Below are 26,405 nucleotides of genomic sequence, written 5' to 3' on the forward strand. Positions count from 1 at the left end.
ACACTCAGGTCAAGTACTCAAATACCGCCCGATCAAGGCAATCCCGCTGGCCAGCACCAACCAGGTCACCAGCCGCACGAATGCCTCCCGGGACAGTTTCAGGGTCAACCGCCGGCCAATCCACAACCCCAGCGCCATGGCGGGCAGCAAACACACCGCCAGTACCAACAAGGGTAGCTCGGCATACACACCTGCGACGGCGAACAAACTCAAACGCACCACGGTGCTGCAACTGATCAGCGCGCTTTGGGTCGCTCGGGCCGCCTCTTTGGGCAATCGGCTGTTCAAATAGATCGCATATAAAAAGCCGCCGCTGCCAAACAACGCCCCGAACATCCCGCCCACCGTGCCCATTGGCACCGCCCAACCGGCCGACAATTGCTTCGGACGCGTTTTGATCCACAAGCTGTAAATCGCGTAGGCACTGATAAACAGCCCCATCAATAGCAGCAACAGATCGGATTTCAGGTTCAGCAGAAAAATCACCCCCAGCGTACAGCCCACCGCCATGCACGGCAGTAGCCGCAGCAACTCAGGTTTAGCCACATCCTTGCGCGAGGGCAACAGATTGCCGAAGGCCGCCACAAAATCCAGCAACACCAGCAGCGGCACGATCTTCGACAGTGGCATGAACAGAATCAGAATCGGCCCGGCCACCAGCGCAGTACCGAACCCGGCGATGCCGAACACGATGTAGGCCAGGGCGATGCCCAACCCGATCACCAGCCAATCCGTCGCGCCGAATGGCCATTGATTCAATAAATCACCCAACATTTCACCCAATCCCTGTAGGAGCTGCCGCAGGCTGCGATCTTTTGATCTTTCGATCTTGATTTTCGGAAGCCGGAACTCCTGAAGATCAAAAGATCGCAGCCTACGGCAGCTCCTACAAGGGATCGTGCATTCATCTGGAGATTGCCTTTATCATGCGCCCCATGATTAAAGATCCCTTTGCAAGACTCGGCCTGGACCGTGAAGTCCTGACTGTCAGCCAGCTCAACGGCCGCGCGCGGGTGTTGCTTGAAGACGTATTCAGCAACATCTGGGTCGAAGGCGAAATCTCCAACCTCGCCCGTCCGGCGTCCGGCCATGTGTATTTCACCCTCAAGGACAGTGGCGCCCAGGTCCGTTGCGCGCTGTTTCGGCAGAACGCCGCACGGGTTCGTCAAGCGCTTAAGGATGGGTTGGCGGTCAAGGTTCGCGGCAAGGTTTCGCTGTTCGAGGGCCGTGGCGACTATCAGCTGATACTCGACACCGTGGAACCGGCCGGTGATGGCGCATTGCGCCTGGCCTTCGATGCGCTGAAGGAAAAACTCAGCGCCGAAGGGCTGTTCAGCGCCGACCGTAAAGTGCCATTGCCGGCGCACCCGCAACGCATCGGCATCATCAGTTCGCCCACCGGCGCAGTAATTCGCGACATCATCAGCGTGTTCCGCCGCCGTGCGCCGCAAGTCCAACTGACGTTGATCCCCACGGCCGTGCAGGGCCGCGAAGCCACCGCGCAGATTGTCCGCGCACTGAAACTGGCGGATGCCCGTGGTTTCGATGCGCTGATCCTGGCCCGTGGCGGTGGCTCGCTGGAAGACCTCTGGTGCTTCAACGAAGAAGCCGTAGCCCGCGCCGTCGATGCCTGCGTAACGCCGATTGTCAGCGCCGTCGGCCATGAAACCGACGTGTCGATCAGTGACTTCGTGGCCGACGTTCGTGCCCCGACACCTTCCGCCGCCGCCGAACTGCTGGCGCCGGACTCCAGCGATCTGGTGCGTCGGGTCGAAAGCCTGCATCGACGACTGGTGATGCGTATCCGCGACCGAATAATGCGTGATCGCCTGCGCCTGGAAGGCGTGTCCCGCCGCCTGCGTCATCCAGGCGAACGTCTGCGTCAGCAAGCGCAACGCCTGGATGATCTGGACATGCGCATGCGCCGCGCGTTCGAACGCAACCTTAATACCCGTCGCGAACGGCTGATTCGCCTGGAAACCCGTCTCGCCGGGCAACACCCGGGACGGCAACTGGCATTGCTCCGTCAGCGCCTCGACAGCCTCGCCGAACGCCTGCCACGCTCAATGCGCGAAGGCCTCAAGGCCCGCCGCCTGCAACTGCAAACCCAGGTGCAGACGCTGCATGTGGTCAGCCCCTTGGCGACCCTCGGCCGTGGCTACAGCATTCTGCTGGACGAGCGCGGCAACGCGATCCGCAGTGCCGAGCAGACCCACACGGGCCAACGCCTCAAAGCCAAACTCGGGGACGGCGAGCTTCAAGTTCGAGTCGAAGACAATCACCTGACGCCTGTCACCCTTTCTTTACTGGATTGATCCATGCCGCGTTTTTTAATTCCGCTGTTATTGCTCTGCCTGACGTTCAACGCCCACGCCGACAGCTACATCACGCGCCTGTTGAACAAACCGGTGCCGGGCGGCGTGGCCGTGGTGGACTTGGGCACCGCCGCCCAGGCGCCGAAAGCCAGCTATCAGGGCAAACCCGTATTGGTGGTCAAGGAACAGAACAATTGGCTGGCCATTGTCGGCGTGCCATTGACGGTTAAGCCGGGCATACAGCAGGTCAGCAGTGGCGGTCGTAATCTGAAATTTACGGTCGGTAACAAGCAGTACCCGGAGCAGCACATCACCCTGAAGAATACCCAGCAGGTCAATCCGAACCCGGAGAATCTCAAGCGCATCGAGGGCGAGCTGGCCGAGCAGATCCAGGCTTACCGCAGCTTCAGCCCGATCACCCCGAGCAACCTCTTGCTAGACAAACCAGTTAACGGGCCACTGTCGAGCAAGTTTGGCGTGCGCCGATTCTTCAACGGTGAAGAGCGCAATCCTCACGCCGGCCTGGACTTCGCCGTGCCTGCCGGAACGCCAATCAAGACCCCGGCGGCGGGCAAAGTGATCCTGATCGGTAACTATTTCTTCAATGGCAACACGGTATTTGTCGACCATGGCCAGGGCTTTATCAGCATGTTTTGCCATATGTCGAAAATCGACGTGCAGGTTGGACAGCAACTGGCTCGTGGTGGTGTGGTTGGGAAAGTCGGCTCGACTGGGCGCGCGACCGGGCCGCATATGCATTGGAACGTCAGCCTGAATGATGCGCGGGTGGATCCGGCGATTTTTATTGGGGCGTTTCAACCTTGAATAAACAGTGAGGCGACTGATCTCTTCGCGAGCAAGCCCGCTCCCACACTGGTTTTGCGGCGTACACACTGTCTGTGTTCACACCAGCCTAATGTGGGAGCGGGCTTGCTCGCGAAGGCGGCATCACTGGCACCGCTAATTCTATTCCGCCTCAAGGTCCTCAATCCCATGGACTTCCCGATCCGCCAGGCAATGTTTGATCCAGGCCTGGGTTTCCTCTGAAAATCCGGTCAACTCGTCAGGCGTAATCAACTCCCGGGCACACAGCCCGAGCAAGTGAGAGCGGGCCTCATGTCGTGAGAACCGGAAAACCCCGAACGCCCAATACAGTTCCTTTTGTCCGGCCTTGAGCAACTCTTCGCTGGCGTCTATCCGCTCATAAGGCGTCAGGCTCTTATCCAGCACCGTGCGCTCGACCTCTTCCATGATCCGCACACACATCCGTTCGTGGGCCAATGGACGCAACGCGCTGTAACGCTTCCAATCCGACTCGTTCATTACCGACTCCTGCCTGTCAGTCGTCTTGCTGAGGCTTTAAGAATAGCCGCGCTGGAACGGCCCAACGCGCAAAGCCTTCAATTGCGCATCGCTCAAACCTTGCGCAAACATCAAGACAATCACTGAGCATCAGAGCAATAAAATCTCGATAAATAAGACTTTTCGGGTATTCCTCTCAATTTTTTTCGACTGCTTGCCATCCTTCCCCCTCGCGGTTAGGGTTGAAGGCATGAAAACCTCTCACACCCTCATTCAGCTTCGCCAGCACCGCAGCCTGTGCCTCGTCAGCGCACGACTGCCGGGCTGAATTGCGATGCCTCGCCCCACGCTTTTCCCCAAGAACATTTGATCCACCGGCAGGCCGCCTCTTTTCGGCCCATACAAATAAGGATTTCCCGATGAGCATGCTCAAAGACCCGTCTTCGAAATACCGCGCCTTCCCGACCATTGATATTCCTGATCGCACCTGGCCGTCGAAGACCATCACCACCGCGCCAATCTGGTGCAGCTCGGACCTTCGTGACGGCAACCAGTCGCTGATCGAGCCAATGGACGCGGTCAAGAAGCTGCGTTTCTGGAAAACCCTGGTGTCGGTGGGCGTGAAAGAAATCGAAGCGTCGTTCCCGGCCGCTTCGCAAACCGACTTCGACTTCGTGCGCAGCTTGATCGAAGGCAACCACATCCCGGACGACACCACGATTCAGGTGCTGACCCAGGGCCGTGAAGACCTGATCGAGCGTACCTTCGAATCCCTGCGTGGGGCGAAGAAAGCCATCGTTCACCTGTACAACGCGACCTCGCCTTCGTTCCGCCGCATCGTCTTCAACCAGGACAAGGACGGGATCAAGGAAATCGCCGTGAGCGCGGCCAAGCTGTTCGTCAAATACGCCGCCCAGCAGCCGGACACCGAGTGGACCTTCGAATACTCGCCGGAAACCTTCAGCGCCACCGAACTGGAATTCGCCAAAGAAGTCTGCGACGCGGTGATCGAAGTCTGGAACCCGACGCCTGAGCACAAGATGATCCTCAACCTGCCAGCGACCGTCGAATGCGCCACACCGAACATCTATGCAGACCAGATCGAATGGTTCGGCCGTCACATCAACCGTCGTGACAGCGTGATCATCAGCCTGCACACCCACAACGACCGTGGCACGGGTGTTGCCGCCACCGAGCTGGGCCTGATGGCCGGCGCCGACCGTGTCGAAGGGTGCCTGTTCGGCAACGGCGAACGCACCGGTAACGTCGATCTGGTGACCGTGGCCTTGAACCTCTACACCCAGGGTGTGAACCCTGAGCTGGACTTCTCCGACATCGACGGCGTGCGCAAAGTCGTCGAAGAGTGCAACCAGCTTCCGGTGCACCCACGTCATCCGTACGTCGGCGACCTGGTTCACACGGCGTTCTCCGGCTCCCACCAGGACGCCATCCGCAAGGGCTTCGCCCAGCAGAAACCGGACGCATTGTGGGAAGTGCCGTACTTGCCGATCGACCCGGCCGACATCGGTCGCAGCTACGAGGCGGTGATCCGCGTCAACAGCCAGTCGGGCAAGGGCGGTATCGCTTACCTGCTGGAACAGGAATACGGCATCAACTTGCCACGTCGCATGCAAATCGAATTCAGCCAGGTCGTGCAGCGTGAAACCGATCGCCTGGGCCTTGAGATGACAGCCCAACAGATCCACGCGCTGCTGCACAGCGAATACTTGCAGGCCAACGCTCCGTACGCGCTGGTCAGCCATCGCCTGCAGGAAGAGAACGGTCACAGCGCCGTGGAAGTGGAAGTCTCCAGCCAGGGTCAGGGCGAAACCAACCTGCACTGGCGCGGCAAGGGCAACGGCGCCCTGGAAGCACTGGTGGCCGGTCTGCCGATCCCGGTGGAAATCATGGACTACAACGAGCACGCCATCGGCGCGGGCACCAATGCCAAGGCCGCGGCCTACATTGAACTGCGAGTGAATGGTGAGCGTGCAGTGCACGGCGTTGGTATCGATGAAAACATCACCACCGCAAGCTTCAAGGCACTGTTCAGCGCGCTGAACCGCTCCCTGAGCCAGCCGGAAGCGAAAGCGGCGTAAGCGTTCGCTGAAATACAAAAGGCCCCGAGGTGAGAACCTTGGGGCCTTTTTGTTTGCCTGCCATTTTTGTGTTGTCAGTGAGGGGCCCTTCGCGAGCAGGCTCGCTCCCACAGTGGATTTTTGGTGTACACAAAATCTGTGTTCACATCGATCAAATGTGGGAGATCAAAAGATCGCAGGCTTCGCCAGCTCCTACATAGGAATGCGATCCCTGTAGGAGCTGCCGAAGGCTGCGATCTTTTGGCGGTCACGCTGATATCAGGTGAACTCGAACGTATCAGCATCCAGATTCGCCGGAAAACGAGTGCGGTAAGCCGCCAGTTCCGCAGCGTCCAGAACCACCTGAAACACCCCATCGGCTTCGCCGGCGCCGAGCAATGTTTCACCCTGAAAATCCAGCACCTGACTGTCGCCGGTGTAGGCAAAACCTTTGCCGTCGGTGCCGATGCGATTCACCGCCGCCACGTAGCAGAGGTTCTCGATCGCCCGCGCAGGCAGCAAACGGTTCCAGTGCTGACGCCGTGCGCCTGGCCAGTTGGCGGTGTACAGCAACAGGTCGGTGTCCTGCGCGTCGCGACTCCACACCGGGAAACGCAGGTCGTAGCAAATCAGCGGCCGTACTCGCCAGCCCTTGAGCTCGAACTGCACCTGGCGCTCGCCCGGTGTGTAGTGGTTATGCTCGCCAGCCATGCGGAACAAATGACGCTTGTCGTAGTGCCAGACCTCCCCGTCCGGTCGCGCCCACAACAGACGATTGCGATGGCTGCCGTCGGCCGCCTGGACGATCACGCTGCCAGTGATCACCGCCTCCAGTTTCGCCGCCTGAACCCGCAACCATTTACTGGTCGGACCGTTTTCCGGCTCGGCAAGGGTCTCGGATTCCATGGAGAAACCGGTGGTGAACATCTCCGGCAGGATAATCAGGTCCGCCCCGCGCGCCTGTTCCAGCAACTGTTCGAAATGCTCAAGGTTGGCCTGTCGATCATGCCAGGCCAGCGTGGTCTGGATCAGCGCAATGGTCAGATTGGGCAATGCACTCAAATCACGCATAGTTTTTCCGCTGCTTCACGCAGGGTCTCCTCGCGCTTGGCGAAGCACAGTCGCACCAGGCGCTGGCCTTCGGGCGGCGTCTGGTAGAACACCGAGATTGGAATACTCGCGACGCCGTGTTCGCGGGTCATCCACAGCGCCATCTCGACGTCATTGAGGTCCGGGCGGATCTGCGAGTAATCGACCAGCTGGAAATAAGTACCGGTGACGCGGGTAAAACTAAAGCGCGACGGCATCAACAAATCGCAGAACAAGTCACGCTTGGCCTGATAGAACGCCGGCAGCTCTTCAACATGTTCCGGATGCTCGGCCATGTAGTCGGCCAGGGCGTATTGCAATGGCGTCACGCCGCAGAAACTGACGTATTGATGAACCTTGCGCAGTTCCGCCGTGAGGGCCGGTGGTGCAACCACGTAGCCGGTTTTCCAGCCGGTGACGTGATAGGTCTTGCCGAAGGAGCTGACCACGAAGGCGCGTTGATACAACTCTTCATGGGCCAATACGCTGACGTGAGGCACGCCATCGAATACCAGGTGTTCGTAGACCTCGTCGCTGATCACATAGATATCGCGATCACGAATCAAAGCCGCCAACTGATCCAGCTCGGCACGACTGATCAGTGCACCACTGGGGTTGTGCGGGCTATTGAGAATGATCATTCGCGTGCGCGGGCTCAGGGCTTCGCCGAGCTTCTGGAAGTCGATACTGAAATCATTCAGGCCCAATGGCACATGCACGCAACGACCACCGGCCAGCTCCACCGAAGGTTCGTAACTGTCATAGGCCGGGTCGAACACAATCACTTCGTCGCCGCTGTGGATAACGGCCTGGATGGCGCAGAAAATCGCCTGGGTTGCGCCGGGGGTGACGGTCACTTCGCTGTCGGCATCCACGGTGACGCCATAGCTGCGAGCAATCTTCGCCGATATTTGCTGACGCAACGCCGGCAAACCGGTCATCGGCGAATACTGGTTATGACCTTTGGCAATGTGGCGACCGACCGCATCGCACAGCGCCTGCGGGGCATCGAAATCGGGAAAACCCTGGGACAGATTCAGCGCGCCGGTTTGCGCCGCGAGCTGCGACATCTGAGTGAAGATGGTGATGCCGACATTCGGCAGCTTACTGGTGATCATCGGTGATTCCCTGCTCTACACCCGGCTCTAACGTCGGCGCGGGAGAGCCCGAGGATAGCCCAAACGGCGCCCATAAAAAAAGGGCGCTCTGGTAAGCACCCTCTTTATGACCGGGCCGTGTAGGAGCTGCCGAAGGCTGCGATCTTTTGATCTTGATCTTGAAAAGCAAGATCAAAAGATCGCAGCCTGCGGCAGCTCCTACAAGGTTGATCAATTACCCACGGTGATCACCTTGAATCAGCGCTTGTCGCGGCGCTTTTTGTCGGCTTTCTTGTGGTGCGACATCATGCGACGCTTCTTGTTGACCTGACGGTCGGTGAGCGAGTTCTTTTTGCTTTCGTACGGGTTCTCGCCGCCCTTGAACTCGATGCGGATCGGCGTACCGACCAGCTTCAAGACACGACGGTAAGTGTTTTCCAGATACCGCACGTAAGACTTCGGCACTTTCTCGATCTGGTTACCGTGAATCACGATAATCGGCGGGTTGGCACCACCCAAGTGGGCATAGCGCAGCTTGATCCGGCGGTTGTTGACCATCGGTGGCGCATGCTCGCCAACCGCATCTTCCAGGATCTGGGTCAGGCGGTTGGTTGGCCAGCGGGTAACCGCGGACTTGAACGAGTTCTGTACGGAAGCGTAGAGGTTGCCCACGCCAGTGCCGTGCAGTGCCGAGATGAAGTGGATGTCGGCGAAGTCAACGAAGAACAGGCGACGTTGCAGCTCGACTTTCACGAAGTCGCGCTCGCTCGGCGTCATGCCGTCCCACTTGTTGATCGCGATTACCAGTGCACGACCCGCTTCCAGGGCAAAGCCCAGCAAGTTGAGGTCGTGATCCACCACGCCTTCGCGGGCGTCCATCACGAAGATCACCACGTTGGCGTCTTTGATCGCTTGCAGGGTTTTGACCACGGAGAATTTTTCAACTTCTTCGTGGATCTTGCCGCGCTTGCGCACACCGGCGGTGTCGATCAGCGTGTACTTCTCGTCGTTACGCTCGAACGGGATGTAGATACTGTCGCGAGTGGTGCCGGGTTCGTCGTACACGATGACCCGGTCTTCACCGAGCATGCGGTTGACCAGGGTCGACTTGCCGACGTTCGGGCGGCCGATGATGGCGATCTTGATCCCGTCTTTTTCGCTTGGGCCAGGAATGCGCTTGGCTTCCTCGCCTTCGGCAACGATCTCTTCATCGCCTTCTTCCGGCTCTTCTTCGTCTTTCGGGAAGGTGCTCAGGGCGATTTCGAGCATTTGGGTGATGCCACGACCATGGGCGCCAGCGATCGGAATCGCGTGGCCCATGCCCAACGGGGCGAACTCGGCGCGGGCCATTTCAGGGTCGATGTTGTCGACCTTGTTGGCAACCACGTAAGAACGCTTGTTACGTTTGCGCAAATGCTCGGCGATCATCTGGTCGGCGGCGGTGAAACCGGCCTTGGCATCTACCAGGAACAGAACGACATCGGCTTCTTCAATGGCCAGCAGCGACTGCTCGGCCATTTTTTCGTCCATACCGTGCTCGTCACCGGAGATACCGCCGGTGTCGACCAGAATGTAGGAACGCCCTTGCCACTTGGCCTCACCGTATTGGCGATCACGGGTCAGACCGGACAAGTCGCCAACGATGGCGTCGCGAGTCCTGGTCAGGCGGTTGAACAAGGTGGATTTGCCGACGTTCGGTCGGCCCACCAGGGCGATTACGGGAACCATGCGGCTCTCCACTTCGTTATTTCAGAAAATACAAAAGCCGCTGCGAGGCAGCGGCTGGTGCTCGGGGCAATCACCGCGTGTATTTTTGTAGGAGCAGCCGGTCGACGCTCGATTGCTCGCGAAAAACGCCAAGACACCGCGTTTATCCAGGTCGCCAACGTAATCGTTGACGTCCATCGCGAGCAAGCTCGCTCCTACAGTCATACAAACGGTGAAGCCGCTTGGGATTAACCCAAGCATAGTCAAACCTTTACTTAATGGTCAGGGCTTCCAGCTTGCCACTGTTGCCATACACATAAATCGTGTCACCCACCACCAGCGGACGGGCACGCAGGCCGTCGCTGTCGATGCGTTCGCGGCCGACGAAACGACCGTCCACTTGACTCAGCAGGTGCAGGTAACCTTCCAGGTCACCGACTGCAACGTAGCTGGAGAACACTTCCGGAGCCGACAGTTGACGACGGGCCAGCGAATCGTTGCTCCACAAGGCTGTGGTGGAACGCTCGTCGACGCCTTCAACGGTGCCCGAAGACAGGCTCACGTAAACGTTACCGAAACCTTGGGCGACGCCGGCATAACTGGAAGCATCACGCTGCCACAGCTGACGACCGCTTTCCAGATCCAGTGCCGCAACGCGTCCCTGATAGCTGGCGACATACAGCGTGCCGCCGGACAGCAGCAAGCCACCGTCGATATCGACAACGCGCTCCAGTTCCGAACGACCTTGTGGAATCGCTACACGTTGTTCCCACACCGGCACGCCGTTGGAAATATCGAGAGCGACCACTTTACCGGTCGACAGGCCAGCCACCGCGAGGCGGTTGGTCACGATCGGCGCGCTGGTGCCGCGCAAGGTCAGGACCGCAGGCGTGCTGTCATACAACCAGCGCTGGCTGCCGGTGGCGGCATCCAGACCGATCAGACGGTCATCCTGAGTCTGGACCACCACAACGTCACCGTTGTTGGCCGGTGGAGCGAGCACTTCGCTCGACACGCGAGCGCGCCATTTCTGTTCACCATTGATCGCGTCCAGAGCAACGACTTCGCCTTTCAGCGTGCCGAACGTGACCAGACCGTAACCCACGCCCACGGCGCCGGAAACAGGCAGGTCAAGCTTCTTCTTCCATTTAACGTCGCCATTGCTGCGATCCATCGCCATCACCACACCGGTGACGTCGGCGGCATAAATGGTATCGCCATCGATCGCCGGGACCAGCATGTTGTAGGTTTCGCCCTGGCCATCACCGATCGAACGACTCCACTGCTTTTTCAGAACCACTTCTTCCTTGAAGTCGGTCAACTCGGCCGGTGGCAATTCTTTTTTTGCGTTGCTGCTGCAACCCGCGGCCAATATGACCAGAGCCAGCAATGCTGCATGTTTCCAACGAATCACGTCACGCATCCCCTTTAGCCAGGTCATCCAGCTTGATTTGTAGGCCACCGACTGCCGCTTCATCCGACAGTGCCGCCTTGGCTTTTTGGTACGCCGCGTTCGCTTCGTCAGTACGCCCCAGTTGCACCAGCAAATCGCCTTTGAGTTCTTCGCGAGTGGCCAGGAACGCCTTGTCTGCATCACCTTCGAGCAGTTTCAGGGCCTCGTCGGCCTTGTTCTGCGCGGCCAATACCTGCGCCAGGCGCTGACGGGCGATTTCACCCAGTGCCGGGTTAGCCGGTTTGGCAACGATCGCTTTCAGCTCGCTGACAGCGTCGTCCAGCTTGCCGCTGTCGACCGCGACTTTCGCCACGAACAGGCTGCCGTATTGCGCGTAAGCGGTGCCGCCGAACTCGCTGTTGAGCTTGGCGGCCAGGTCCGAAACCCGGGCTGCGTCAGGCTTACCGTCGGGCGTCAGCGTGGTTTCGAGCAATTGCTGATAGAGCATCGAAGCGCCTTGCGCCTGATTGTTCTGATACTTGTGAAAGGCCTGCCAGCCGAACACGATGACCAGCGCCAACAGGCCGCCAGTGACCAGGGGCTTGCCGTTGCGTGTCCACCAGTCCTTCAAATCCGCCAGCTGTTCGTCTTCGGTACTCGACACCCCAATACTCCTTAATCGCTAATTCGGCTGTTTTGACAGCTTCAACCCTGCACGACGCAGGTGGCCAGGTGTGCAGCAAGCGCATCCCAGGCAATGCTTTGTTGTTCGCCCTGGCCACGCAGGGGTTTGAAACCTACCACTTGCTGGGCCATTTCGTCGTCACCGAGGATCAGCGCGTACAGCGCACCGCTCTTGTCGGCCTTTTTGAACTGGCTTTTGAAGCTGCCGGCACCGGCATTGACTTGCAGGCGCAGGTTGGGCAATTGATCACGAACACGCTCACTCAAGGCCAGACCGGCAAGCTCTGCAGCTTCACCAAAGGCGCAGAGGTAGACGTCGACCTGACGGGAGATCTCTTCGGGGATTTGCTCCAGGGTTTCAAGCAGCAGCACCAAGCGCTCGATGCCCATGGCGAAACCAACGCCCGGGGTCGGCTTGCCGCCCATCTGCTCGACCAGACCGTCGTAACGACCACCGGCACACACAGTGCCTTGGGCGCCCAACTTGTCGGTGACCCATTCGAAAACGGTCTTGCTGTAGTAATCCAGCCCGCGAACCAGCTTCGGGTTGATCACATAAGGAATACCGGCGGCGTCCAGGCGAGCCTTGAGGCCTTCGAAGTGCACGCGGGACTCTTCGTCGAGGTAGTCGGCCATTTTTGGCGCGTCGACCAGCACGGCTTGAGTTTCAGCGTTCTTGGTGTCCAGAACCCGCAAAGGGTTTGTTTTCAGACGGCGCTGGCTGTCTTCGTCCAGCTTGTCCAGGTGGCCAGACAGGAACTCGACCAGGGCCTCGCGATAGCGACCGCGAGACTCGCTGGTGCCCAGGCTGTTGAGTTCGAGCTTGACCGCATCGCGGATACCCAGCTCGCCCCACAGGCGCCAGGTCAGCACAATCAGCTCGGCATCGATGTCCGGGCCATCCAGGTTGAAGACTTCGCAACCGATCTGGTGGAACTGGCGATAACGACCTTTCTGCGGACGCTCATGGCGGAACATCGGACCGATGTACCAGAGTTTCTGCACCTGCCCACCACCGGTGATCCCATGCTCAAGCACCGCACGCACGCAGGCGGCTGTGCCTTCAGGGCGCAGGGTCAGCGAATCGCCGTTGCGGTCGTCGAAGGTGTACATCTCTTTTTCGACGATGTCGGTCACTTCACCGATGGAACGCTTGAACAGCTCGGTGAATTCAACGATTGGCATGCGGATCTGCTTATAACCGTAGTTATCCAGCAGACGCGAGACGGTGCCCTCGAAATGACGCCACAGGGGGGTCTGCTCGGGCAGGATGTCGTTCATGCCACGAATGGCTTGCAGAGACTTGCTCACTATAAATCCTTAAATATGTTCGATCAGCCGCGAGCGATTACTGCTGCGTCGGCTTCGACCTTTTCGGCCGCTTTCTGGCGGATCAAGCGTTCAAGCTCATCCACCAGATTGTCATTCGTCAGTTTCTGCGACGGCTTGCCGTCGATGTAAATCAGGTTTGGCGTGCCGCCGGTCAAGCCGATATGGGCTTCCTTGGCTTCGCCCGGCCCGTTGACCACGCAACCGATGACCGCGACATCCAGCGGCACCAGCAGGTCTTCGAGGCGCCCTTCCAGCTCGTTCATGGTTTTGACCACATCGAAGTTCTGCCGCGAGCAGCTCGGGCAGGCGATGAAGTTGATACCACGGGAACGCAGGTGCAGGGATTTGAGAATGTCGTAGCCGACTTTCACTTCCTCGACCGGGTCGGCCGCCAACGAGATGCGAATAGTATCGCCAATCCCTTCGGCGAGCAGCATACCGAGGCCCACGGCGGATTTCACCGTGCCTGAACGCAAACCACCGGCTTCGGTGATGCCCAGGTGCAGCGGCTGGACGATTTCCTTGGCCAGCAAACGATAGGCTTCGACGGCCATGAACACGTCGGAAGCTTTCACGCTGACCTTGAAGTCCTGGAAGTTCAGGCGCTCAAGGTGCTCGACGTGACGCAGGGCAGACTCGACCAGCGCGGCCGGGGTCGGCTCGCCGTATTTCTTTTGCAGGTCTTTTTCCAGGGAACCGGCGTTGACGCCGATACGGATGGGGATCCCGCGATCACGGGCAGCATCGACCACCGCACGCACGCGGTCTTCACGACCGATATTGCCCGGGTTGATCCGCAGGCAATCAACACCCAGCTCGGCCACGCGCAAAGCGATCCGGTAGTCGAAGTGAATGTCGGCCACCAAGGGGACTTTGACCAGTTGCTTGATCTTGCCGAAGGCTTCGGCGGCGTCCATGTCCGGCACGGAAATGCGCACGATATCAACGCCAGCCGCTTCCAGGCGATTGATCTGGGCCACGGTGGCCGCCACGTCATTGGTGTCGCTGTTGGTCATGCTCTGCACAGCGATGGGCGCATCGCCGCCAACCGGGACGTTACCGACCCAGATCTTGCGGGATTCGCGACGTTTGATTGGAGATTCGCCGTGCATGACTTATTGACCCAACTTCAGGCGAGCGGTCTCGCCACTGGTGAACGGAGCGACATCGACCACCTGCCCGTTGTAGCGGACTTGCGCGCCACGGGCAAAGCCCAGACGCACGGAAAACGGTGGCTTGCCGCTGACGGAAACGTTTTCGCCTTTACGCTTGAGACCACTCAACAGCACCTTGCCAGCGCCATCGGTCACTTGCGTCCAGCAATCAGCGGTGAATTGCAGTTGAACCTGACCCTGGCCGGCCACTGGAGCCGCCGCTGGGGAAGCAGGAACGTTCGAAGCGGCCGGAGCGGTCACGACCGGGGCCGGTACCGCAGGAGCAGCCGGAGCCGGATTCGCTGGCGCCGGGACTACCGGAACAGCGCTGTGAACCGGCGCTGTGGGTGCAGGCGTAGTCGGTGCGGCAGCAGGCGGAGTTGCTTCAGCAGCGGCCGGTGCTGCGGTTGAAGTCTCGGCTTGCGGCAACGCGAGCGCAGTAGCGCCTTCGGCCTGACCTTCCGCGACGGCCTGGTCTTCCGGCTCGTCCAGCGGATGGATCTGCGTGGTGCCGTCGGCACCTTCAACTTCAACGTGTTCCGGGCTCAGGCTGGTCAAATCCTTGGTGCGCGACGAGGTTTGATCCTGCCACCAGACAAAACCACCGCCAATCACCGCGATCAGTAACAGCAGGCTGACAATTCGTAAAATGGTGTGGGACACCCGAACAGGTTCTTCGATACGACCCAGGCTGTGAACACTGCTGCCCTTGGAATCGGTTCCGGTGGATTGATCGAACTGCTGCACCAGCACGGTTTGATCCATGCCCAGCAACTTGGCGTACGCACGAATATAACCGCGAGCAAAGGTATGCCCAGGCAGCTTGTCGAATGCGCCGTTTTCCAGATTGCTCAGGGAATTGACGGTGAGGTTGAGCTTGAGGGCCACTTCGGCCAGCGACCAGCCATTGCTTTCGCGGGCCTGGCGCAGGGTCTCACCGGGGTTAACGCGATTCGCTGCTACAACTTCGGGATGCGCCGCTTTCATCATTGCTCCGACAGGTATTGCTGATATTCCGGCGTACCGGGATAGAGTCGTTTTAATTGCAGGCCAAAACTGGCGGCCTTGTCGCGATCTTCAAACACTTTTGCCAGCCGAACGCCGAGCAATAGACTACGTGCATTTTGTTCGGTGAGCAGGCTAAAACGGTCGTAATAGTCACGCGCGGGCACATAATGCCTGTCTTCGAAGGACAACTCAGCCATTTCCAGCAAAGCTCGTGGCTGTTGACGATTCAAACGCAGGGCTTTCTCCAGTTGCTGCTGGGCCAGATCACGCTGGCCAAGCTTCGAAGCGGTCATGCCAAGGTTCTCGAACACCCGTGAACGCTCAGGATACAGCGTATCGGCAGCGGCCTGTTCAAAGCGCTCGTAGGCCTCTTTGTAACGTTTTTCTTCGAAAAGAAAACTACCGTAGTTGTTGAGGATTCGCGCATCGGACGGACGGGAAGACAGCGCCTTGCGAAAATGCTGGTCCGCCAGCTCCGGCTCCATCTCGGCCTGGAACACCAGGCCCAGCGCCGCATTGGCGTCCGGATCCGAATCATCCAGATCCAGCGCTTTCTTCAACGGAACCTTGGCGCGCTCGGTCATGCCTTGCTGCAAGTACCCCAAGCCCAACTGCACATAGGCAGTACGCGCTTCATCACGGCCCTTGCTGGTCTTCATCGGGTTGAAATCGCCCGACAGGACACAACCAGCACAGAGGCTGGCCAACAGCAACAGCAGCGCAAAGCGCAGGGACATTGAGATCCTCTCTTAATTATTGTTCGCAGCGTTCTGTGCGATATCGTTTTCGGCGCTTAACTCGCGCACGGCGATATAACGCTCGCTGCGACGGGTGCGATCCAGCACCTGTCCTACCAATTGGCCACACGCGGCATCGATGTCTTCACCGCGAGTGGTGCGGACAGTGACATTGAAGCCTGCATGGTGAAGCTGATCCTGGAAACGGCGAATCGCATTGTTGCTCGGGCGCTCGTAACCGGAATGCGGGAACGGGTTAAACGGAATCAGGTTGATCTTGCACGGAATGTTCTTGAGCAACTCGATCATTTCGACCGCGTGTTCGACCTTGTCGTTAATGTCCTTGAGCAAGGTGTACTCGATGGTCAGCACGCGCTTCTCGCCCAGGGACGACATGTAACGCTGGCACGACTCGAGCAGCATCTTAAGCGGGTATTTCTTGTTGATCGGCACCAATTGGTTACGCAATGCGTCATTAGGTGCGTGCAGCGACAACGCCAGGGAGACGTCGATGTGCTTGGACAGCTCATCGATCATCGGCACCACGCCCGAAGTGGACAGGGTCACGCGGCGCTTGGAAATCCCGTAGCCCAGGTCATCCATCATCAGATGCATGGCGGCCACGACGTTGTCGAAGTTCAGCAGCGGCTCGCCCATGCCCATCATCACCACGTTGGTGATGGCACGGTCGGCGGTCGCCGGGATGCTGCCGAACGATTTATTGGCAATCCACACCTGGCCGATGACTTCGGCGGCGGTGAGGTTGCTGTTGAAACCTTGCTTGCCGGTGGAGCAGAAACTGCAATCCAGGGCACAGCCTGCCTGGGACGAAACGCACAAAGTGCCGCGTTTGCCCTGGGGAATGTAGACGGTCTCGACGCAGCTGCCGGACGCCACGCGCACCACCCACTTACGGGTGCCGTCGGTGGAGATGTCCTCGCTGACAACTTCGGGGCCGCGAACTTCGGCAATAACCTTGAGCTTGTCGCGCAAGGCCTTGCTGACGTTCGTCATGGCGTCGAAATCATCGACACCAAGGTGGTGAATCCATTTCATTACCTGACCGGCACGGAAACGCTTCTCCCCGATTGAGTCGAAGAATTTTTCCATTTCCAGCTGAGTCAGACCCAGCAGGTTGGTTTTTACAGTCGATGTAGTCATGGATTCACCTTCACTCTTAAGCCAATGCTTAGCGAGTGGTTACTTCAGTAGCTGCGAAGAAGTACGAGATTTCGCGAGCAGCAGCGGCTTCGGAGTCCGAACCGTGTACAGCGTTGGCGTCGATCGAGTCAGCGAAGTCAGCGCGGATGGTGCCGGCAGCAGCTTCTTTAGGGTTGGTAGCGCCCATCAGCTCACGGTTCAGAGCGATGGCGTTTTCGCCTTCCAGAACCTGAACAACAACCGGACCGGAGATCATGAAAGCAACCAGGTCGTTGAAGAAACCACGAGCGCTGTGCTCAGCGTAGAAGCCTTCAGCTTCGGCTTTGGACAGCTGCTTCAGTTTCGAAGCTACAACGCGCAGGCCAGCTTTTTCGAAACGAGTGGTGATCTCGCCGATAACGTTTTTTGCAACAGCGTCAGGCTTGATGATGGAGAAAGTACGTTGAACAGCCATGGTGTAACTCCAGAAACGGTAATTTGTGAAAAATTAAACCCGCGAATTATACGCGGGTTCTTGGGTATTGCCTAACGGCGTGAAGGTCGCGACCTCTGCCTTCTGTAGGAGCTGCCGAAGGCTGCGATCTTTTGATCTGCGCTTGGGACTCAAGCGGCATTGGAAAAGATCGCAGCCTCGCTTCGCTTGTCAGCTCCTACGCTTCGTCGATCCAGGCGGCCTGAATGGCTTCAAGCACCTTCTCGCCACCGCGGGTCGGATCATCGCTGAACTCCGGCAATGCCAGCACCCATTGGTGCAGATCGACGAAGTTCACGTAATGCGGATCCACATCCGGCTTGGATTCAGCCAGCTGGATCGCGATTTCCAGCACATCAACCCATTTCAGACTCATGTCAGTTCCCCGGAAATCAGTGCGGCGCTTCGGCTGCGTGGTTGAGCGAGTATTTCGGAATTTCGACGGTCAGGTCTTCAGTCCCGACGATCGCCTGACAGCCTAGACGCGATTGCGCTTCCAGCCCCCAGGCCCGATCAAGAAAATCTTCTTCCAGCTCATCCGCTTCTTCCAGCGAGTCAAAACCTTCACGAATGATGCAGTGACACGTGGTACAGGCGCAGACGCCGCCACAGGCGCTTTCCATCTCGATATGGTGCTCATGGGCCAACTCGAGAATGGATATACCGGGCTCAGCCTCCACAACCATGCCGTCCGGGCAAAACTTATCGTGTGGCAGAAAAATGACCTGCGGCATCAGTTATCCTCGATTTCATTCAGGTTGCGCCCCGCCAGGGCGGCTTTCACCGTCGAGTCCAGGCGGCGGGCAGCAAAGGCATCGGTCACCTGCGACAGACGCTTGGTCTGCTGCTCGATGGCGTAACCATCGGTGCCTTTCATCAATTCAGTCAGTTCCTGCATCTGCAGCTCGATGACCATGCGTTCTTCGGCGTCAAGCAAGCGCTCGCCATCGACATCGAGGGCACCCTGCACCGCTTCGATCAGGCGCTGGGCATCGACCTGCTGCTCACGCAGTACACGGGCGACCTTGTCATCATTGGCGTGCTGGAACGATTCCTTGAGCATCTTGGCGATTTCGCCGTCGGTCAGACCGTAGGACGGCTTGACCTGGATGCTGGCTTCGACGCCCGAACCCAACTCGCGGGCCGAGACACTGAGCAGGCCGTCGGCATCGACCTGGAAGGTCACACGAATCTTCGCCGCACCGGCCACCATCGCTGGAATGCCGCGCAATTCAAAGCGTGCCAGGGAGCGGCAGTCGCTGATCAGCTCGCGCTCACCTTGCAAGACCTGGATCGCCATGGCCGACTGGCCATCTTTGTATGTTGTGAAATCCTGGGCGCGGGCAACAGGGATGGTGGTGTTGCGCGGAATCACCTTCTCCATCAGGCCGCCCATGGTTTCCAGCCCCAGGGACAACGGAATCACGTCGAGCAGCAGCAATTCGCCGCCGTCACGCTTGTTGCCAGCCAATGTATCGGCCTGGATCGCAGCACCAATGGCCACCACTTGATCCGGATCGATTTCGGTCAGCGGTTCGCGACCGAAGGCTTCAGCCACCGCTTCACGAACGCGAGGTACGCGAGTCGAGCCGCCAACCATGACCACCGCGTGCACGTCTTCCAGTTCGACACCGGAATCGCGCACTGCACGGCGACAGGCTTTCAGACTACGGGCGACCATCGGCTCGATCAGCGCATTAAAGGCTTCGCGGGTCAGCTCGGCCTTCCAGTCGCCATGAGCAACCTCGACGACCGCGACATGAGTCAGGGCTTCTTTGGCCGCGCAGGCGATTTGCAACAGATTGCGTTGCGCCCCCGGATCGAGGTCAGCAGAAAGACCGGCGCTCTCGATGATCCAGCCGGCAATCGCATGGTCAAAGTCATCGCCGCCCAGGGCGCTGTCGCCACCGGTTGCCAGAACCTCAAACACACCGCCGGTCAGGCGCAGAATTGAAATATCGAACGTACCACCGCCCAGGTCATAAATGGCGACCAGGCCTTCAGCGTGCTGATCGAGACCGTAAGCCACGGCGGCGGCGGTCGGCTCATTGAGCAAACGCAGCACGTTCAGACCCGCCAGCTTGGCCGCATCCTTGGTTGCTTGGCGCTGAGCATCGTCGAAATACGCCGGGACGGTGATCACTGCACCGACCAGCTCGCCGCCCAACGTCGCTTCGGCGCGCTGACGCAACACCTTGAGGATATCGGCGGAGACTTCGACCGGACTTTTCGGCCCCTGGATCGTGTCGATGAACGGCATGTGCGATTCGCCACCGACAAAGCGGTACGGCAGTTGATCGCCCAATTGCTTGACGTCGGACAGACCACGACCCATCAAGCGCTTGACCGACAGCACAGTGTTCAAAGGATCGGTAGCGGCAGCCAGCTTGGCCGACTCGCCCACTTCGACACGATCGGCGTGATAGCGCACGGCAGACGGCAGGATGACCTGCCCGTCAGCGTCGGCCAGAGGCTCGGAAAGACCACTGCGCAATGCAGCGACCAGCGAATTGGTAGTGCCCAAGTCGATCCCCACAGCCAGACGACGCTGGTGCGGTTGAGGACTTTGGCCGGGTTCGGCGATCTGCAGTAGGGCCATCGTTATCAGGACTTATCTGTATATCAAGCGTGCGACCGGAGCGGCACTGGGTTAATCGTCGAGGCGCTCTTCTAACTGGCGCACTTCGTAGGTGAGCTTGTCGAGGAACTGCATGCGACGCATCAGGCGTTCGGCCTGCTCACGTTGCACTGCATCATCCCAACAGGCTGCGAAGCTTTCGTTCAGCTCATCCTGAGCAGCCTTCAGGCGGCGCTTGAACGTGGCGATACCCGCCATGTCGGCGCTGTCTTGCAGGTCTTCGAGCTCTTCACGCAACTCCATTTGCTGCAGAAGAAACTCCGGATCATGCACCGTGACCTCCAGCGGCAGCTCATGACCGCCCAGGGCGAGCAGGTATCGCGCGCGCTTTGGGGGACTTTTGAGCGTCTGATAGGCCTCGTTGAGGCTCGCGGATTGCTCTAGCGCCAGCCGCTGCTCGCGCTCGGAAGCGTCTGCAAAGCGGTCCGGATGAACACCGCGCGCCAACTCACGGTAGCGCGTGGCCAACTGTTCGAGATCCAGACGGAAACTCGGCTGCAGTTCAAATAAAGCGAAATGACAAGGAGTACCCACGAGCAGCCTCAGATATTGAAGCTTTCGCCGCAGCCACATTCACCGCGCACGTTGGGATTGTTGAACTTGAAGCCTTCGTTCAACCCTTCCTTGACGAAATCGAGTTCAGTGCCGTCCAGGTAGGCCAGGCTTTTCGGGTCGATGATCACTTTCTCGCCGTGACTTTCGAACACCTGATCCTCTGCAACCACCTCGTCGACGAACTCCAGCACGTAGGCAAGGCCGGAACAGCCTGTGGTGCGAACACCCAGGCGAATCCCTTCACCTTTGCCGCGCCCGTTGAGGGAGCGCCGCACGTGTTGAGCAGCCGCTTCTGTCATGCTGATAGCCATCGGTGACTCCTTACTCGTCGCCAAATCTTGAAATTCAGATCAAGCCTTTCTTCTGCTTGTAGTCGCGAACGGCCGCTTTGATAGCGTCTTCAGCGAGTACGGAGCAGTGAATTTTTACTGGCGGCAGGGCCAGTTCTTCGGCCAGCTGAGTGTTTTTGATGGTCTCTGCTTCATCCAGAGTCTTGCCTTTCATCCACTCGGTCGCCAGGGAGCTGGAAGCGATAGCCGAACCGCAACCGTAGGTCTTGAACTTGGCATCTTCGATGATGCCTTGCTCGTTGACCTTGATTTGCAGGCGCATCACGTCGCCGCACGCCGGCGCGCCGACCATGCCGGTGCCGACATCCGGGTCTTCCGCGTCCATCTTGCCGACGTTACGCGGGTTTTCGTAGTGGTCGATGACCTTTTCGCTGTAAGCCATGATTCTTAATCCTCACTCATCAGAGAGTCGCTCTTTGAGCCCTGCAAACCGCAGTTTTACAGGGCCGGTTCGCGGCGACTTGAAATCAGTGTGCCGCCCATTCGATTTTCGAAATGTCGACACCGTCTTTGTACATGTCCCACAGCGGCGACAGAGTGCGCAGCTTGGTAACAGCCTCGCAGACTTTCTGCGCGGCGTAGTCGATTTCTTCTTCGGTGGTGAAACGGCCGAAGGTGAAACGAATAGAGCTATGTGCCAGTTCGTCGTTGCGGCCCAGGGCGCGCAGTACGTACGAAGGCTCAAGCGAAGCCGAGGTGCAGGCCGAACCGGACGAAACCGCCAGATCCTTGAGCGCCATGATCAGCGACTCGCCTTCAACATAGTTGAAGCTCAGGTTCAGGTTGTGCGGTACACGGGCGGTCATGCTGCCGTTGACGTACAGCTCTTCCAGGCCTTCGACCTGCTTGAAGAAACGGTCGCTCAAGGCTTTGATGCGCACGTTCTCGGCAGCCATGTCTTCCTTGGCTACGCGGAAGGCTTCGCCCATGCCGACGATCTGGTGGGTCGCCAGGGTACCGGAACGCATGCCACGTTCGTGACCACCGCCATGCATGGTCGCTTCGATGCGCACACGCGGCTTGCGGCTGACGTACAGTGCGCCGATGCCTTTAGGGCCGTAGGTTTTGTGGGCAGAGAACGACATCATGTCGACTTTCAGCTTCGACAGATCGATGTCGACCTTGCCGGTGGACTGAGCCGCATCGACGTGGAACAGGATGCCCTTGGAACGGGTCAGTTCGCCGATGGCTGCGATGTCGTTGATGGTGCCGATTTCGTTGTTCACGTGCATGACCGACACCAGGATGGTGTCGTCACGCAGGGCTGCTTCGATCATCTCTGGCGTGACCAGACCGTCAGTGCGAGGCTCGAGGTAGGTCACTTCGAAACCTTCGCGCTCCAGTTGGCGCATGGTGTCGAGGACAGCCTTGTGCTCAATCTTGGTGGTGATCAGGTGCTTGCCTTTGGTGGCATAGAAATGCGCCGCACCCTTGATTGCCAGGTTGTCGGATTCGGTGGCGCCGGAGGTCCAGACGATTTCACGCGGATCGGCGTTAACCAGGTCAGCGACCTGACGACGAGCGTTTTCGACGGACTCTTCAGCTTTCCAGCCGAACACGTGGGAACGGGACGCCGGGTTACCGAAGTTTCCGTCAACCAGCAGGCACTCACTCATTTTTTGCGCGACACGCGGATCAACCGGGGTGGTCGCAGAGTAATCAAGGTAAATCGGCAATTTCATGGACTATCTCCTAAATCAGGCTGGCTGGCGTGCCGCTAGCTCTTTGGCTGTCATTCGACGGCGGACGCTTCAATCTTGTCCAGGCGTGGCGCCTTGCTGTTGCAACGGCGCTGATCCTGACGCTGGGCTACTTCTTGCACCTCACGGCGAGTGACAAGGTCAGCCAAGCTGATACCGCTCAGAAATTCGTGAATCTGCAGGCTCAGATCGCACCACAAGTGGTGAGTCAGACAGGTGTCGCCTTGATGGCAATCACCTTGGCCCTGGCATTTGGTTGCATCGACCGATTCGTTCACCGCATCGATCACCTGGGCGACCTGGATGCCCTGCATGTCGCGGGACAGTTGGTAGCCGCCGCCCGGACCACGGACGCTGGACACCAGATTGCTGCGGCGCAATTTGGCGAAAAGCTGCTCGAGGTAGGACAGGGAGATGCCTTGGCGCTCGGAGATATCGGCCAGGGACACCGGCCCGTGCTGCGCGTGCAACGCCAGGTCAAGCATGGCGGTTACGGCGTATCGGCCTTTTGTAGTCAGTCGCATGGACAATTACCACGGAGTTCGGAATGAGGCGAGTATGCAATTCCCGAGTATTTAAGTCAACTATAAGACCTAGTACTTTAGTCAGGATTAGCCGCAAAAGAGCGCGCGCATCATAGCAGGGACTGCGGCTTAATGGCACACCGCTGAGCGCAGTGCCATTGTCTGAATGCGACGCGCTGCTGCCTGCGACGTCCGGATGCGACCTGTGCAGGAGCTGCCGCAGGCTGCGATCTTTTGATCTTGTTTTTTAAAATCAAAGTCAAAAGATCGCAGCCTGCGGCAGCTCCTACATGAGCATCATCCGGCCTTGGTTTCGTCTTTGTCTTTTACGCAGGCGAAGTCTTCTTCGCGCAGTTCAGGCAGATCCTTGGCGCAGTAGTTGCTGCCCAGGTCCTTCAAGGCACCGCACATTCCTTCCAGGCGACCATCCACGGCCTGCAGGTGGTCAAGCAATTGGTTGATGGCGCGAGCCACCGGGTCAGGCATATCTTCGCCGACACCGTAGGCATCAAAACCGATCTTCTCGGCCATCGCCTTGCGCTTGGCATCCACCTCATCATCGGACTTGACGATAATCCGCCCCGGAATCCCGACCACCGTCGCCCCTGCCGGAACAGCCTTGGTCACCACGGCATTGGAACCGACCTTGGCTCCCGCACCCACGGTAAACGGGCCGAGCACCTTGGCGCCCGCCCCCACTACCACGCCATCTTCAAGTGTCGGGTGACGTTTGCCCTTGTTCCAACTGGTCCCGCCCAACGTCACGCCCTGATAAAGGGTGACATCGTTGCCGATCTCCGCCGTTTCACCGATGACGATGCCCATGCCATGGTCAATAAAGAAGCGACGACCGACTTTGGCGCCCGGATGAATCTCGATCCCGGTCAACCAGCGACCGAAGTTCGACACCAGTCGCGCCAGCCATTTCAACTCTGCGCGCCACAAGGCCGACGACAGGCGATGGATCCAGATGGCGTGCATGCCCGGATAGCAAGTCAGGACTTCAAAAGCGTTACGCGCCGCCGGGTCTCGATGGAATACGCTCTGGATATCTTCACGCAAACGCTCAAACATCATTAATCCTTCCGCTTTAGAAGCTCGCCACGGGCCGCTTTTTGGGTTTCCGTGAGGATGCCACGCAATATATTCATTTCCGCCCGGCTGACCGAGCTACGTCCGTACAACCGGCGCAGGCGCGCCATCAAATGCCGTGGCTTTTCCGGATCGAGGAATTCAATGGCCACCAGGGTTTGCTCCAGGTGCTCATAGAATCGCTCCAGCTCATCCATGGTCGCCAGTTCACCACTCTTGGTGGACGCCACTTCATCCTTCTCGACTTTGCTTGGCTGGCCTTGAGCTGCCAGCCAGGACATGCGCACTTCATAACTCAACACCTGCACCGCTGCCCCAAGGTTCAGCGAACTGAACTCAGGGTCTGATGGGATGTGCACGTGATAATGACATCGCTGCAGCTCTTCATTGGTCAGGCCGGAATCTTCACGACCGAACACCAAGGCAATCTCGGCGCCCTGCGCGGCCTCCTCGACGACCTTCACACCGCATTCGCGGGGGTCGAGCAACGGCCACGGAATGCGACGATCACGGGCGCTGGTACCCAGCACCAGATTGCAGCCGACCAAGGCATCTTCCAAGGTGGCGACGACTTGCGCGTTTTCAAGGATGTCACCGGCACCAGAAGCGCGAGCATCGGCCTCGTGATGCGGGAACAACCGCGGTTCGACCAGCACCAGCCGCGACAGGCCCATGTTCTTCATGGCACGCGCAGCCCCGCCGATATTCCCGGGATGGCTGGTATTGACCAGGACGACACGAATGTTATGCAGCAAGGGAGGCGCTCTCGAACACAGTTAAGGGGAGCAGAATCTTACAGCTCAACCTACCGTTAAGCTATGAAAGCGAACACCGACCTTCACCTGTAGAAACTTTCTGATAGAATGCCCGGCTTTCTTTAACAACCTTAGGTGACACATCCATGCAGCCCATGCTGAATATCGCGCTGCGCGCCGCCCGCAGCGCCAGTGAATTGATCTTCCGCTCCATCGAGCGCCTGGATACCATCAAGGTCGACGAAAAAGACGCCAAGGATTACGTATCCGAGGTGGATCGCGCCGCCGAGCAGAAAATCATCGACGCGCTGCGCAAGGCCTACCCGAATCACTCGATCATGGGTGAAGAAACCGGCATGCACGCCGGTACCGGTATCGAAGGCGAAGAATACCTGTGGATCATCGATCCGCTGGACGGCACCACCAACTTCCTGCGTGGCATTCCTCACTTCGCTGTCAGCATCGCCTGCAAATACCGCGGTCGCCTGGAACACGCCGTTGTTCTGGACCCGGTTCGCCAGGAAGAATTCACCGCCAGCCGTGGTCGCGGCGCCCAACTGAACGGTCGTCGCCTGCGCGTCAGCGGTCGCACCAGCCTGGACGGCGCACTGCTGGGTACCGGCTTCCCGTTCCGTGACGACCAAATGGACAACCTCGACAACTACCTGGGCATGTTCCGCGCCCTGGTTGGCCAGACTGCCGGTATCCGCCGTGCTGGCTCGGCGAGCCTGGACCTGGCCTACGTGGCCGCCGGCCGCTTCGACGCCTTCTGGGAGTCGGGCCTGTCCGAGTGGGACATGGCTGCAGGCGCCCTGCTGATCCAGGAAGCTGGCGGTTTGGTTAGCGACTTCACCGGCGGTCACGACTTCCTTGAGAAAGGCCACGTCGTTGCCGGCAACACCAAGTGCTTCAAAGCAGTCCTGACGGCCATCCAGCCGCACCTGCCAGCCTCGCTGAAACGCTAAGCGACCGGCCACAAAAAAGCACCCCGCGGGGTGCTTTTTTTATGCCTGGAATTTGATCCCGAAAACACCACAGATCCCTGTGGGAGCGAGCTTGCTCGCTCCCACAGGGGGTGGTGGTGGCAGGGCATAATTTTCAGGTACAAAAGGTAATACCAGTCAATTAAGCCGCAACGCTATTTGTAGCAGCTGGCGAAGCCTGCGTTCGGCTGCGCAGCAGTCGTGAAATCAGGCGGCGCGATGTTTCAGGAATACCTCGCGCTCAGGTTTTACGACTGCTACGCAGCCGAACGCAGGCTT

At 58.8% G+C, this 26,405-nt stretch carries 27 protein-coding genes; 4 read left to right on the forward strand and 23 right to left on the reverse strand.

The annotated features are described in order from the left end of the window. Positions 1–9: 9 nt before the first annotated feature. A complete protein-coding gene (locus JFU37_RS07460; protein WP_201114643.1) occupies positions 10–774 on the reverse strand; it encodes a sulfite exporter TauE/SafE family protein in 765 nt (254 codons plus the stop codon). 161 nt (positions 775–935) lie between these two features. Between JFU37_RS07460 and xseA the strand changes: the two genes are divergently transcribed. Both xseA and JFU37_RS07470 read left to right on the forward strand, forming a co-directional pair. After that, positions 936–2,315, forward strand: coding sequence for an exodeoxyribonuclease VII large subunit (gene xseA / locus JFU37_RS07465; protein WP_201116443.1), 1,380 nt, complete (start codon positions 936–938; stop codon positions 2,313–2,315). A 3-nt stretch (positions 2,316–2,318) separates the two neighbouring features. Further along, entirely contained in the window at positions 2,319–3,140 is an 822-nt protein-coding gene (locus JFU37_RS07470) for a M23 family metallopeptidase (protein WP_201114645.1), read from the forward strand. 141 nt (positions 3,141–3,281) lie between these two features. Here JFU37_RS07470 and JFU37_RS07475 read toward each other — a convergent pair whose 3' ends face one another. Continuing rightward, a complete protein-coding gene (locus tag JFU37_RS07475) occupies positions 3,282–3,638 on the reverse strand; it encodes a hypothetical protein (protein WP_201114647.1) in 357 nt (118 codons plus the stop codon). Between the two features lie 398 nt (positions 3,639–4,036). Here JFU37_RS07475 and leuA point away from each other — a divergent pair, with 398 nt between their 5' ends. Further along, entirely contained in the window at positions 4,037–5,716 is a 1,680-nt protein-coding gene (leuA, locus tag JFU37_RS07480) for a 2-isopropylmalate synthase (protein ID WP_201114649.1), read from the forward strand. 258 nt (positions 5,717–5,974) lie between these two features. Here the strand turns inward: leuA and JFU37_RS07485 are convergent, their stop codons facing one another. The 21 genes from JFU37_RS07485 to trmJ form a co-directional block, all read right to left on the reverse strand. Beyond that, a complete protein-coding gene (locus JFU37_RS07485; protein ID WP_201114651.1) occupies positions 5,975–6,766 on the reverse strand; it encodes an amidohydrolase in 792 nt (263 codons plus the stop codon). Beyond that, positions 6,754–7,902, reverse strand: coding sequence for a pyridoxal phosphate-dependent aminotransferase (locus tag JFU37_RS07490; protein WP_201114653.1), 1,149 nt, complete (start codon positions 7,900–7,902; stop codon positions 6,754–6,756). The genes JFU37_RS07485 and JFU37_RS07490 overlap by 13 nt, the downstream gene beginning before the upstream one ends. Before the next feature lie 237 nt (positions 7,903–8,139). Then, positions 8,140–9,609 (reverse strand): ribosome biogenesis GTPase Der, encoded by a 1,470-nt coding sequence (gene der / locus JFU37_RS07495; RefSeq protein ID WP_201114655.1) that lies wholly within the window; start codon positions 9,607–9,609, stop codon positions 8,140–8,142. A 250-nt stretch (positions 9,610–9,859) separates the two neighbouring features. Further along, positions 9,860–11,011, reverse strand: a complete 1,152-nt coding sequence (bamB, locus tag JFU37_RS07500; RefSeq protein WP_201114657.1) for an outer membrane protein assembly factor BamB — start codon at positions 11,009–11,011, stop codon at positions 9,860–9,862. Next, on the reverse strand, positions 11,004–11,645 hold the full coding sequence (locus JFU37_RS07505) for a tetratricopeptide repeat protein (protein ID WP_201114659.1): 642 nt from the start codon (positions 11,643–11,645) through the stop codon (positions 11,004–11,006). The genes bamB and JFU37_RS07505 overlap by 8 nt, the downstream gene beginning before the upstream one ends. Before the next feature lie 41 nt (positions 11,646–11,686). Continuing rightward, positions 11,687–12,976, reverse strand: a complete 1,290-nt coding sequence (hisS, locus tag JFU37_RS07510; protein WP_201114661.1) for a histidine--tRNA ligase — start codon at positions 12,974–12,976, stop codon at positions 11,687–11,689. A 23-nt stretch (positions 12,977–12,999) separates the two neighbouring features. Next, complete coding sequence (ispG, locus tag JFU37_RS07515; protein ID WP_007944259.1) at positions 13,000–14,109, reverse strand: flavodoxin-dependent (E)-4-hydroxy-3-methylbut-2-enyl-diphosphate synthase; 1,110 nt, start codon at positions 14,107–14,109, stop codon at positions 13,000–13,002. 3 nt (positions 14,110–14,112) lie between these two features. Continuing rightward, entirely contained in the window at positions 14,113–15,138 is a 1,026-nt protein-coding gene (locus tag JFU37_RS07520; protein WP_201114663.1) for a RodZ domain-containing protein, read from the reverse strand. Further along, on the reverse strand, positions 15,138–15,896 hold the full coding sequence (pilW, locus tag JFU37_RS07525) for a type IV pilus biogenesis/stability protein PilW (RefSeq protein ID WP_201114664.1): 759 nt from the start codon (positions 15,894–15,896) through the stop codon (positions 15,138–15,140). Before pilW ends, JFU37_RS07520 begins: the two co-directional genes overlap by 1 nt. Positions 15,897–15,908: 12 nt before the next feature. Beyond that, a complete protein-coding gene (rlmN, locus tag JFU37_RS07530; protein ID WP_033061468.1) occupies positions 15,909–17,057 on the reverse strand; it encodes a 23S rRNA (adenine(2503)-C(2))-methyltransferase RlmN in 1,149 nt (382 codons plus the stop codon). A gap of 28 nt (positions 17,058–17,085) precedes the next feature. Next, a complete protein-coding gene (gene ndk, locus JFU37_RS07535; RefSeq protein WP_007903599.1) occupies positions 17,086–17,511 on the reverse strand; it encodes a nucleoside-diphosphate kinase in 426 nt (141 codons plus the stop codon). 196 nt (positions 17,512–17,707) lie between these two features. Next, the gene (iscX, locus tag JFU37_RS07540) at positions 17,708–17,905 is read right to left on the reverse strand and encodes a Fe-S cluster assembly protein IscX (RefSeq protein ID WP_201114666.1); all 198 of its coding nucleotides are present in this window, start codon (positions 17,903–17,905) and stop codon (positions 17,708–17,710) included. A 16-nt stretch (positions 17,906–17,921) separates the two neighbouring features. Next, a complete protein-coding gene (fdx, locus tag JFU37_RS07545; protein ID WP_201114668.1) occupies positions 17,922–18,263 on the reverse strand; it encodes an ISC system 2Fe-2S type ferredoxin in 342 nt (113 codons plus the stop codon). Beyond that, positions 18,263–20,128, reverse strand: a complete 1,866-nt coding sequence (gene hscA, locus JFU37_RS07550; protein ID WP_201114676.1) for a Fe-S protein assembly chaperone HscA — start codon at positions 20,126–20,128, stop codon at positions 18,263–18,265. The genes fdx and hscA overlap by 1 nt, the downstream gene beginning before the upstream one ends. 51 nt (positions 20,129–20,179) lie before the next feature. Beyond that, the gene (hscB, locus tag JFU37_RS07555; RefSeq protein WP_201116444.1) at positions 20,180–20,701 is read right to left on the reverse strand and encodes a co-chaperone HscB; all 522 of its coding nucleotides are present in this window, start codon (positions 20,699–20,701) and stop codon (positions 20,180–20,182) included. Positions 20,702–20,709: 8 nt separating this feature from the next. Then, entirely contained in the window at positions 20,710–21,033 is a 324-nt protein-coding gene (iscA, locus tag JFU37_RS07560) for an iron-sulfur cluster assembly protein IscA (RefSeq protein WP_007903589.1), read from the reverse strand. A gap of 34 nt (positions 21,034–21,067) precedes the next feature. Next, entirely contained in the window at positions 21,068–21,454 is a 387-nt protein-coding gene (gene iscU / locus JFU37_RS07565; protein ID WP_003443374.1) for a Fe-S cluster assembly scaffold IscU, read from the reverse strand. An 85-nt stretch (positions 21,455–21,539) separates the two neighbouring features. Beyond that, positions 21,540–22,754 (reverse strand): IscS subfamily cysteine desulfurase, encoded by a 1,215-nt coding sequence (locus JFU37_RS07570; RefSeq protein ID WP_201114678.1) that lies wholly within the window; start codon positions 22,752–22,754, stop codon positions 21,540–21,542. A gap of 50 nt (positions 22,755–22,804) precedes the next feature. Further along, the gene (gene iscR, locus JFU37_RS07575; RefSeq protein ID WP_007903581.1) at positions 22,805–23,296 is read right to left on the reverse strand and encodes a Fe-S cluster assembly transcriptional regulator IscR; all 492 of its coding nucleotides are present in this window, start codon (positions 23,294–23,296) and stop codon (positions 22,805–22,807) included. Positions 23,297–23,593: 297 nt separating this feature from the next. Further along, on the reverse strand, positions 23,594–24,370 hold the full coding sequence (cysE, locus tag JFU37_RS07580) for a serine O-acetyltransferase (RefSeq protein WP_201114680.1): 777 nt from the start codon (positions 24,368–24,370) through the stop codon (positions 23,594–23,596). A 2-nt stretch (positions 24,371–24,372) separates the two neighbouring features. Further along, the gene (gene trmJ / locus JFU37_RS07585; protein WP_201114682.1) at positions 24,373–25,143 is read right to left on the reverse strand and encodes a tRNA (cytosine(32)/uridine(32)-2'-O)-methyltransferase TrmJ; all 771 of its coding nucleotides are present in this window, start codon (positions 25,141–25,143) and stop codon (positions 24,373–24,375) included. A 146-nt stretch (positions 25,144–25,289) separates the two neighbouring features. Between trmJ and suhB the strand changes: the two genes are divergently transcribed. Beyond that, the gene (gene suhB / locus JFU37_RS07590) at positions 25,290–26,108 is read left to right on the forward strand and encodes a type III secretion system regulator SuhB (protein WP_007982736.1); all 819 of its coding nucleotides are present in this window, start codon (positions 25,290–25,292) and stop codon (positions 26,106–26,108) included. The last annotated feature ends 297 nt before the right edge of the window (positions 26,109–26,405 follow it).

The sequence above is a fragment of the Pseudomonas sp. TH41 genome, assembly GCF_016650695.1.
Lineage (GTDB): Bacteria > Pseudomonadota > Gammaproteobacteria > Pseudomonadales > Pseudomonadaceae > Aquipseudomonas.